The 10,042-nt window shown below is 71.3% G+C and carries 11 protein-coding genes; 3 read left to right on the top strand and 8 right to left on the bottom strand.

Translation table 11 applies throughout. The features are described 5' to 3' along the window. Nucleotides 1–101: 101 nt before the first annotated feature. From IO39_RS27590 to IO39_RS27560, 7 genes are all read right to left on the bottom strand, one after another. Nucleotides 102–938, bottom strand: coding sequence for an MbnB/TglH/ChrH family RiPP precursor modification enzyme (locus IO39_RS27590; protein WP_211267184.1), 837 nt, complete (start codon nt 936–938; stop codon nt 102–104). A 2-nt stretch (nt 939–940) separates the two neighbouring features. Next, complete coding sequence (locus tag IO39_RS27585; protein WP_043628810.1) at nt 941–1,900, bottom strand: TIGR04222 domain-containing membrane protein; 960 nt, start codon at nt 1,898–1,900, stop codon at nt 941–943. A gap of 189 nt (nt 1,901–2,089) precedes the next feature. Next, nucleotides 2,090–3,883, bottom strand: coding sequence for a phosphoenolpyruvate carboxykinase (GTP) (locus IO39_RS27580; protein WP_043628809.1), 1,794 nt, complete (start codon nt 3,881–3,883; stop codon nt 2,090–2,092). A 249-nt stretch (nt 3,884–4,132) separates the two neighbouring features. Then, nucleotides 4,133–4,654, bottom strand: coding sequence for an ATP-binding transcription factor AbmR (gene abmR / locus IO39_RS27575; RefSeq protein WP_043628808.1), 522 nt, complete (start codon nt 4,652–4,654; stop codon nt 4,133–4,135). 207 nt (nt 4,655–4,861) lie between these two features. Beyond that, complete coding sequence (locus tag IO39_RS27570; protein ID WP_052423428.1) at nt 4,862–6,031, bottom strand: C40 family peptidase; 1,170 nt, start codon at nt 6,029–6,031, stop codon at nt 4,862–4,864. A 122-nt stretch (nt 6,032–6,153) separates the two neighbouring features. Beyond that, complete coding sequence (gene greA / locus IO39_RS27565) at nt 6,154–6,654, bottom strand: transcription elongation factor GreA (protein ID WP_043628806.1); 501 nt, start codon at nt 6,652–6,654, stop codon at nt 6,154–6,156. Between the two features lie 108 nt (nt 6,655–6,762). After that, nucleotides 6,763–7,182, bottom strand: coding sequence for a DUF4307 domain-containing protein (locus IO39_RS27560; RefSeq protein WP_043628804.1), 420 nt, complete (start codon nt 7,180–7,182; stop codon nt 6,763–6,765). Between the two features lie 133 nt (nt 7,183–7,315). Here IO39_RS27560 and mca point away from each other — a divergent pair, with 133 nt between their 5' ends. The 3 genes from mca to IO39_RS27550 all read left to right on the top strand — a co-directional run bounded on the left by mca (nt 7,316) and on the right by IO39_RS27550 (nt 8,753). Beyond that, nucleotides 7,316–8,200: a mycothiol conjugate amidase Mca gene (gene mca, locus IO39_RS27555; RefSeq protein ID WP_043628802.1), complete on the top strand. Its 885-nt coding sequence runs from the start codon at nt 7,316–7,318 to the stop codon at nt 8,198–8,200. A 94-nt stretch (nt 8,201–8,294) separates the two neighbouring features. Then, on the top strand, nt 8,295–8,459 hold the full coding sequence (locus IO39_RS56145; RefSeq protein WP_169789125.1) for a hypothetical protein: 165 nt from the start codon (nt 8,295–8,297) through the stop codon (nt 8,457–8,459). After that, the gene (locus tag IO39_RS27550; protein WP_043628799.1) at nt 8,460–8,753 is read left to right on the top strand and encodes a GNAT family N-acetyltransferase; all 294 of its coding nucleotides are present in this window, start codon (nt 8,460–8,462) and stop codon (nt 8,751–8,753) included. Nucleotides 8,754–8,778: 25 nt separating this feature from the next. Here the strand turns inward: IO39_RS27550 and IO39_RS27545 are convergent, their stop codons facing one another. Then, nucleotides 8,779–9,927 carry a hypothetical protein gene (locus IO39_RS27545; RefSeq protein WP_043628796.1) on the bottom strand — a complete coding sequence of 383 codons (1,149 nt, stop codon included), beginning with the start codon at nt 9,925–9,927 and terminating at the stop codon, nt 8,779–8,781. Nucleotides 9,928–10,042: the final 115 nt, after the last annotated feature.

The raw sequence follows: 10,042 nt of genomic DNA, 5'->3' as shown, positions 1-10,042 counted from the left end.
CTCGACGGCAGGCCCTACAACCCCCATCAACACGGCGCTGCAGCCGCCCTTACCAAGCAAACGACCGAGCATGTTCCAGCGTGAGGTTGACACAGGGGGGGTCATCGGGGCTCCCGGGGGGCGGCCAGGGCCATGGCGGTCCTGATCCGGGACAGCTCGCCGGCCAGGACGGCGTCGCTGGGGTAGTCGTCGTCCCACTCCAGCAGCACGCCGGGCGGGCTCGTCCGCGCGCACAGCTCCGTCAGCAGGTCGAGCACCGCCTGGGGCGCGGCCATGGTGTGGGTGTCGTGCCAGAGGCCGTGGTGCTCGTACCCGCCGGCGACGTGCACGTAGGCGAGGTGATCCAGCGGCAGCGCGTCCAGCGCCGCCACGGCGGGCAGTCCCAGGTTGACCTGGTTGGTGTAGAGGTTGGCCACGTCGATCAGCAGCCCCACCCCGGTCCGTTCCACCAGCTCGGCCAGGAACTGCGCCTCGGTCAGCTCGTCGCCGGGCCAGCCGAAGACGGCCGCGACGTTCTCCAGGGCCAGCGGGACGGGCAGCGCGTCCTGCGCGCGGCGCACGTTCTCGGTGACGACCCGCAGCGACTCGCGGGTGCGCGGCACGGGCAGCAGGTGCCCGGCCTCCACGCCCCCGCCGCGGACGAACGCCAGGTGCTCGCTGACCAGCGGCGCGTCCAGGGCCTGCGCGCAGGCGGCCAGGTGGGCCAGCCGGGCCGGGGAGGGCGGCTCCGCGCCGCCGACCCCGAGCGACACCCCGTGCGGGATCACCGGCAGGCCCCGTCCGCGCAGCACCCGCAGGGACTCGGGCAGGCCGGCGGGCCTGATGTTCTCGGCGACCACCTCGACGAAGTCGACCCCGGCCATCCGCTCGATGCTCAGGTCCAGCTCCGGACGCCACCCGATGCCCACCCCCAGCTCCACGCCCCCGGACTCCCTCACGTTCAGCTTCCCCCGCCGCAGCCACCGCCGCCGCAACCGCTGCCGCCGCCGCAGCCGGACGTGCCGCTGCCGCAGCTCGAACCGCCGGTCGAGGGGCTGCCGCCACCGCCGCAGCCGGCCGCGCCGTCGCCGGCGTACGAGGCCCGGCGCCGCCGCTCCTTGCCGAGCTGCCTGCGCAGGTCGGGATCGCGCACCTCGCCCAGCCCGTACAGGGCGAGCGGGACGGGCCCCCGCGCGATGCCCCGGGCGTTCGCCCGCCGGGCCGTGTCGAGCGCCTCCTGGCCCGACGGGGTCAGGGCGGCCCGCATGGCGTTGCGGTGGTCGCGGTGCACGACCTCCGCGCCGATGCCCGTGCCCGCGAAGACGAGCAGGGCGAGCCAGGCGTACAGGGTCCCGTCCGCCGCGCCCATGGCCACGGTCAGCCCCTCGACCGCGACGCCCGCGAAGGCCACCACCGACAGCGCCCGCAGCCGCACGCTCAGCGCCCTGACCCGGGTGAAGGAGCCGTCGGGCATGAGCAGCCCCTGAGCCATGAGCTGCTGCTTGATCGCCCCCATCGCCGGGCCGCGGCAGACCTCGGCCTTCAGCGCGGTCACGGTCAGCCCGGACTGGGCCGCCACCGCGCCCAGCACGGCCTCCTCGACGGGCTCGCGAGAGCCGGCGCCGGACACCCGGTGCACCCGCCCCCCGCGGGAGACCCGGATGGCCTGGGCGTCGGCCAGCAGCGCGATGGCGGTCTCCGCCACCCGGCGCGGGCCGCCCACCAGGTACGCCAGGTCGTAGTGGTTCACGTTCCGCAGGCCGAGCCCCGTGGTGAGCGCCCGGACGGCGGCGTGCTCGGTGCGGACGGCCGAGACGGTGACGGCGGCGTACGCCGCGATGGCCACCGAAAAGATCAGCAGGAACAGCTCCATGTGCGGCCTCCCCTCGTGCGGCCGGTCGAGCCGGCGGGTCACCGGCACGACATCTCTTATGCGCACGGTAAAGGCCGCGTCAACGGAGGGACAGCTTTTGCGCATTTAGCTGCGCCGGGGGCGGGCGACTCGCACGCTGGAACCGTCACCGGACACCGGACGGCGCCGGCCGTCGCGAGGACGGCCGGCGCCGTGGTGGCCCGGACGCCGCCTCAGCCGAGGCGGTCGGGCAGGGCCTCAGCCGAGGCGGTCGAGCAGGGCGTTGTACTCGTCCCACAGCTCCTTCGGCAGGTGGCCGCCGAAGGTGTCGAAGTGGGCCGGGATCAGCGCGGCCTCCTCGCGCCAGACGTCCCGGTCGACGGTCAGCAGCGTGCGCAGGTCCTCGTCCGACAGGTCCAGGCCCTGGGTGTCGAGGTCGGCGGGGAGCAGGCCGATCGGGGTGGGCACGGCCTTGGCCTCGCCGTTGAGCCGCTCGACGATCCACTTGAGCACGCGGCTGTTCTCGCCGAAGCCGGGCCAGACGAACTCGCCCGCCTCGTTCTTGCGGAACCAGTTGACGTAGTAGATCCGCGGCAGCTTCGCGCCCTCGCGGCGGCCGATCTTCAGCCAGTGGGCGAAGTAGTCGCCCATGTTGTAGCCGCAGAACGGCAGCATGGCGAACGGGTCGTGGCGCAGCTCGCCGACCTTGCCCTCGGCGGCGGCGGTCTTCTCGGAGGCGACGTTGGCTCCGAGGAAGACGCCGTGCTGCCAGCTCAGCGACTCCGTGACCAGAGGCACGGCGGTGGCGCGGCGGCCGCCGAACAGGATCGCCGAGATCGGCACGCCCTTGGGGTCCTGCCACTCCGGTGCGATGGTCGGGCACTGGGAGGCGGGGGTGGTGAAGCGCGCGTTGGGGTGGGCGGCGGGCTCGTCGCCGCCGGGCGTCCAGGAGCGGCCCTTCCAGTCGGTCAGGTGCGCGGGCGGCTCCTCCGTGAGCCCCTCCCACCACACGTCGCCGTCGTCGGTGAGCGCGACGTTGGTGAAGATGCTGTTGCCCCACAGCGTCTTGATCGCGTTGGCGTTGGTCACCTCGCCGGTGCCGGGGGCGACGCCGAAGAAGCCGGCCTCCGGGTTGATCGCGTAGAGGCGGCCGTCCTCGCCGAAGCGCATCCAGGCGATGTCGTCGCCGATCGTCTCGACCTTCCAGCCGGGGATCGTGGGCTTGAGCATGGCCAGGTTGGTCTTGCCGCACGCGCTGGGGAAGGCCGCGGCGATGTAGCGGGTCTCGCCCGTGGGCGGCGTGAGCTTGAGGATGAGCATGTGCTCGGCCAGCCAGCCCTCGTCGCGGGCCATGACGCTGGCGATGCGCAGGGCGTAGCACTTCTTGCCGAGCAGCGCGTTGCCGCCGTAGCCGGAGCCGTAGGACCAGATCTCGCGGGTCTCGGGGAAGTGGCTGATGTACTTGGTGGAGCTGCACGGCCACGGCACGTCCGCCTGGCCGGGCTCCAGGGGCGCCCCGACGGAGTGGACCGCCTTGACGAACTCGCCCCGCTCCTCGATCAGGCGCAGGGCCCGCTCGCCCATGCGGGTCATGATGCGCATGGAGACGGCCACGTACGCGGAGTCGGTGATCTCCACCCCGAGCTGGGAGATCTCGCCGCCGAGCGGGCCCATGCAGAACGGCACCACGTACATGGTCCTGCCGCGCATGCAGCCCTTGAACAGCTCGCCGAACGTGCGGCGCATCTCGTCGGGCGCGATCCAGTTGTTCGTCGGCCCGGCGTCCTGTTCCCGCTCGGAGCAGATGAAGGTACGGTCCTCGACCCGCGCCACGTCGGTGGGGTCGGACTTGGCGTAGAAGCTGTTGGGCCTGGCGGCCAGGCGCGTGAGCGTGCCCTGCTCGACGAGGAGGTTGGTCAGGCGTGTCCACTCCTCCTCCGACCCGTCGCACCACTCGACGCGGTCCGGCTGGGTGAGGGCTGCGATCTCGTTCACCCACGCGGCCAATTCTCTATTGCTGGTGGGCGCTGCTACTTCCACGGAAACGGACACGACTGTGACTCCTCCACTCTCTCAGGGCCCAGTCATCATTAACGACGGAGCGGCCCTAAAGCCAATTGGCATAGACCTATTGGTCAGGACGTCGCCGCAGGCAGCGGCCCTGACGATTGGGGGAGCCTACCCAGGCCGAGCGGATTTAAAAGAGGAAATTCAGTCCAGTGGTCCAGTCCAATTGGGCTGGTCTAAACCAATTTCCGAAGTGGTTTAGTCCATTCGCCGCGCCGTTTCCGCTGGGAGAACTCAGGAATTGACGTCGGGCCCCGCGGCGCGAACGCGGTCGACGTGCCGCAGAGCGTCTCTCAACTCGGCCAGCCAGGTGTCGGTGTTCCTCCCGACAAGACGGACACACCAGGCCAGCGCGTCGCTGCGGCTCCGGGCCACGCCGGCGGCCACGAGCGTGTCGAGGACCTGCCGTTCGGACTGGCGCAATCGGGTCATGACGGGCACGGAGAGTGTGGTGAACATCACAGTCTCGCCCCCGCAGACGACGCCCCAGGACACCTTCTGGCGGAACGTGTGCTCGGCCTCCCTGGCGATCTCGATCCGCCGCTCGCGCGTCTCCTCCCTGAACCTGCGGGCCAGCCCGTCGATGAGCGCGGCCCGCTCGACCTCGGGCACGTCGGCGGGCGGGCCGGGAAGGGTGCCGAGCACCGCGATCTCCTCGCGGTCCCTGACGATCTCGGGCGCGCCGGTGAACCATCCCTCAGGCAGGCGCCCCGTGAACCAGCCGCGGATCTGCGCCGTCATGTCGTCTGTTGCCATGTAATCATCATTACAGCCTTGCGACCCGATTGCACGCAGGGGACAGCAAGGACTGCGCGCCGAAGAAAGGGACCGAGCGCGGCCGGAGGCCGGGAGCGGGTCGGCTGGTCTGAGCGGCGGCCGGAGGCCGGGACTCGGGGTCAGCGGCCCTGAGCGGAGGCCGGGGACTCGGGGTCAGCGGACCTGGGCGGAGGCCGGGACCCGGGGCTAGCGGACCTGGGCGGCGGCCGTGGGGCTGACCCGCACCACGCCGGCCAGGTTGCGGGTGCTCACCGGGACGATCTTGACCACGTCGCCGGTGCGCGGCGCGTGCAACATCTTCCCGTCGCCCCAGTAGATCGCCACATGCGAAATGTATCCCGGGTTCGTCGGGTCGTTGCGCCAGAAGAGCAGGTCGCCCGGCTGCGCCTGCGCGTACGGCACCTGCGGCCCGGTCACCCACTGCTGGTGCGTCACCCGGGGCATCCGCACGCCCGCCTTGGCGTAGGCCCACTGCACCAGGCCGGAGCAGTCGAAGGTGTCGGGGCCCTCGGCGCCCCACACGTACGGGCGGCCCAGCTTGGAGACGGCCGCCCTGAGCGCCACCGTGAGCTGGTCGCCCGTCATGAACGAGCCCACCGGCCAGTTCTGCTGGGGCACCTCCTGACGCGGCTCCGGCAGCACCGGGTTGACCAGCACCGCCTGGGTGCCCTTGGGCAGCCGGCGCAGGATCTTCCTGCGCAGCTCCTCGGAGTCGGCCTTAGGGGCGCTGACGATCAGCGCGTTGTCGCGGGGCAGGCCGAGCGCGCGGCCGACGTCCCTGGAGACGACGGCGTCCACGGCGCCGAACCCGGTGGTCGCGTACGCGCCGACCCGCAGCTGCCCGGCGCCCCCGACCGACACCCTGCGGTGCAGCGAGAGCCCGCCGTCGTTGCCCAGCACGAACGAGACCGCCACGTCGCCGGCGGCCACGTTCTGCCACAGCGCGTCGGAGGAGGCGGTCACCTTGGGCGTGTAGGAGCGGAACGTGGAGGGGTTGACCGCCAGCGTCTGCACCCGCTTGCCGTCGAGCGTGATCGAGGCCGCGTCGGCGAGCTCCAGGGCGCGCACGCCCGGCAGCCTGGCGACCTTGCGCAGCAGCTCCTCGGTGAACGGCTTGCGGGTGAGCACGAACAGGTTGGGCTTGTGCAGCTTGCTCAGCGGCGCCACGGGCTGGACCGTCCGGGCCGGCGGCTGCTGGGGCCGCTTCTGGGCCAGCGGGGTCGACCGGGGCGTGGCGCGCGCCGCCTGGCCCGGCTCCATGGCCGTCTGGCCCGGCTCCATGAGCGTGTCGGGCCGGGTCAGTAACAACACGTCGGCCGTCAGCACCGCCACCAGGGTCACCACGATGAACGGCACCAGCTTGTACGTGTTGCGGCGCTTACGGCTCTTGACTAAGAAGCTGAGGTCCTCCCGGATTCCGGAGGAACGCGAAAATTCCGCCGGGCCAGCGGGGGCCCGGCGGTCGTCGTGCGGGGGGGTCAGTTGCCGATGTACGGCACAGCCTCGAGGATCTCGACGGTGTTCTGCCGTCCGTTGGGCAGGGAGTAGGTCGCCTTCTCCCCGATCTTCTTGCCGTTGATCGCCGCCCCGAGCGGGGACTTGGGCGAATAGACGTCGATCGGTGCTCCGCTCTCCTCGCGGGAGGCGAGCAGGAAGGTGACCTCGTCGTCGTCGCCGACGAACCGGATGGTCACGGTCATGCCGGGGCCCACCACACCCTCGGCCTTGGGGGCCTCGCCCACCTGGGCGTTGTCGAGGATCTGCCGGAGGTGGAAGATCCGGGCCTCCATCTTGCCCTGCTCGTCCTTGGCGGCGTGGTAGCCGCCGTTCTCACGCAGGTCGCCCTCTTCCCGAGCGGCCTCGATCTTCTTGGCGATGTCGACGCGCCCGGGGCCCGAGAGATACTCGTACTCCGCCTTCAGGCGGTCGTACGCCTCCTGCGTCAGCCATGTGACGTTCTCATCGCGAGAGTCGGCCACGGGTTCTCCTTGCTTGCCTAGGGGGCCCTGAGATCAACTGAGGTTGCGTACGGTTGAATTGCGAAAGGCTAACAACTTAACCGCTGGAACGCTTCCCCAAATGTCTCACTATACGAGATTGCAGTACTGGATGTGGACGGAAGTGGCCTGACCGCTCGTGTCGAGGCTTTCCTTGAGCTGCTTACTACCCTCACCAGCCGGGATTCTTACTTCCTTGAGGCCCACTTCCGCGTGATTGACGTCCAGCGCCCTGATCCGGCAGACGGCCACCCTATCGTCTGGCTTGTACACCTCAAAGGTGATCTCCGCGCGGCTCGGACCGTTCACCTTGAACGTCACGACCTGCGCCGGCGCCTCCGCGCCCCCTGCCGTCATCGACCACATGACGTAGCCCCAGCCACCGGCGATGATGGCGACCAGCACCCCGATCACCACGTGGACGACCAGCCGGCCACCTCGCTTGGGACGGTCTGGAAAGTCGTCGGGCGTGCCGAGAACGGGCCCGTTCCCGGCATCTCTGGTGACCATGGCGGAATCTCCCTGCACTCCCTCAGCGTTATCCGAGACAATTGTCGCCCGCGAGGGGTGTGCCCTCGCGACCGCCCAGCAGAAACTAACCTCTCTGGGCGACTGTCCGGTCCTACTGAGGAGCATCTGGCCCGTGAGTGCACCGCTGAGGCTGATGGCCGTCCACGCCCACCCCGACGACGAGTCGAGCAAGGGCGCCGCGACGATGGCGCGTTACGTGCGTGAAGGCGTGGAAGTGCTGGTCTGTACCCTCACGGGCGGTGAGCGGGGGTCGGTGCTGAACCCGAAGATGGACCGCCCGGAGATCGTCGCCAACATCGGCGAGGTGCGCAGGGCCGAGATGGCCCGGGCGCGCGAGATCCTCGGCGTCGAGCAGCGTTTCCTGGGCTTCGTGGACTCCGGGCTGCCGGAGAGCGAGGAGGAGGAGCTGCCCGAGGGCTGCTTCGCCGTGCAGAAGCTGGAGGACGCCGCGGCCCCGCTGGTGGCCGCCGTACGCGAGTTCCGGCCGCACGTGATCATCACCTATGACGACGACGGCGGCTACCCGCACCCCGACCACATCATGACCAACCGGGTCTCCGTCGAGGCGTTCGAGGCGGCCGGCGACCCCGACCGCTACCCCGGCACCGGCGACCCCTGGCAGCCGCTGAAGCTCTACTACCAGATGGGCTTCACCAAGGAGCGCTTCGAGGCGCTGCACGAGGCGATGACCGAGCGCGGCCTCGGCTCCCCCTACGCCGACTGGATCTCCCGCTGGGAGGACCGCCCCGCCAAGTGGCCGGTGACCACGCGGGTGCCGTGCGGCGAATACTTCCAGATCCGCGACGAGGCCCTGCTGGCGCACGCCACCCAGGTCGACCCCGACGGCTTCTGGTTCGTCTGCCCGCGCGAGCTGCAGCAGGAGATCTGGCCGACCGAGGACTACCACCTCGCGCGCTCCCTGGTGGACACCGAGCTGCCCGAGGACGACCTGTTCGCGGGCATCCACGCCGACGAGGTCGAGCCCGCCTGCCACTGACCTCGCGCGGGGGCCGTGCCGCCGGCCGTGCCCCTGGCCGTGCCGGGGCCGTGCCGCCGGCCGGACCACGGCCCCCCGGTGGCAGACTGGAAGGGTGAACGCACTAGCAGCAGGAGAAGTGAGCCCGGGTCTGCTCGGCTTCCTTGTCGTGGCCGGCCTCGGCTTCGCGCTGTACTTCCTGGTGAAGAACATGAACAAGCAGATGGCCAAGATCGATCTGCCGCACGCCGGCGAGGCCGACGACAAGAGGGCCAAGTAGATGGCGATCGAAGTGGTCGACAACACGACGGAGAGCCGGTTCGAGATTCTCGTGGACGGCAAGGTCGCCGGGTTCGCCGACTACCGCCTGCTGCCCACGAAGATCGTTCTCACGCACACCGAGGTCGCGCCCGCCTACGAAGGGCAGGGGCTGGCGGGCCGGCTGGTCGGCCACGCCCTCCAGGCGAGCGCCGACACGGGCCTGCGCGTCGTGCCGGTCTGCCCGTACGTCGCGAAGTACATCAAGCGCCACCCCGAGTTCGAGAGCCTGCTGGACGGCGCCGAGCCCGAGTGACCGCCGCGCCCCCGGCGGACGCGGGTCAGTCGGTGGCGGGTGACCAGGCGCGTTCGAGCGCCTTGGGCAGCCCCCACCAGCCCAGCGGCGTGAGCACCTCGTCCCGGTCCACGATGCCGAGGTGGCGCCACAGGCTCACCACCGACTCGAACAACCCCTCCGTCGCGTCCAGGTCGTCGGCGTCCTGGTCGTCGATCTCGATGTCCTCGGACTCGGCGATGAGCCGCGCCATCCGCTCGGGCGAGGCCAGCACCCCGGGCCCCAGCCTGACCAGCGCCGCCACCCCGGCCAGCCAGTCGGCGTGCTGGATCGCGCAGAGGTTGGCCAGCGTCGCGTCCTCGTCGCTCAGCTCCCCGTCGAGGTCGGCGAACTCCTCCAGCACGTCCTCGCCCTCCGACAGGTCGGAGACGGGCCCCGCCACGCCCGCCGCCACCGTCAGCCACAGCTCCACGTCGTCGTCGGGCATCGGCCGGTCGTCGAACCCGGCGCAGGCCCGCAGCACGTTGGCGGGATAGCCGGGCATGGCCAGCAGCGCCCGCAGGCGCGCCGCGGCCGCCGCCAGCTCCGCGGCGGGCAGCACGGGCGGCTTGGGCAGCTCCGCCAGGATGCGGCGCAGCTCCGACAGCGCGAACGCCTCCTCCTCGTCCCAGGCCGCGAACAGCTCCTCGTCCTGCTCGTCGCTGACCGCGAAGCCCGGCACCCGGCCGTCCGGCAGCGGCGTGCCCAGCCAGCGCTCCTGCAGTTCCTCGTAGGCGGCCCGGGCGTCCCGGTCGCCGGTCGCCAGCGCGTCGGGGTCGATCTCCCCGGCCTCGACCCGCTCCTCCAGGTACGCGACCAGCCGCGCGAACATCTCGGTCGCCACCGGCCCGCGCTCGTCCTCCTCGGGCCAGACGAAGTAGCCGGGCGTCATGAGGACCGGCTCGGTGCCGGTGGACTCGACCCACCGTTGCACGTCACCGACCGTGGCCACCCCCGCCTCGATCGAGCTGAGGGTCGCCTTGGCGGACTCCCAGAAGGGCAGGGACAGCGGGTTGCCCGCCGACATCATGGCCCGCCGCAGGTCGGGCAGCGCCACGAGCGCCACCCCCGAGGGCACGGCGAGCAGCGCGCGCGCCACGTCCCTGCGCGTGATGGCGGACGCCGGACGGCCGGCGTGGGCGCAGACGAAGTCCATATCCACGCCCCGTAACCTACGCCGTCCCCCCGCCCGCAGTCAGCCGCCGTCGCGGCCCGGCCGTCAGGAGACGGGGCTCGCGCCGCGGCCCGCTCGCGCGCGCGGCCCCGGCGGG

Source organism: Nonomuraea candida, assembly GCF_000725485.1.
GTDB classification, from domain to species: Bacteria; Actinomycetota; Actinomycetes; order Streptosporangiales; family Streptosporangiaceae; genus Nonomuraea; species Nonomuraea candida.
This window is presented reverse-complemented; position numbering and strand designations above follow the sequence as displayed.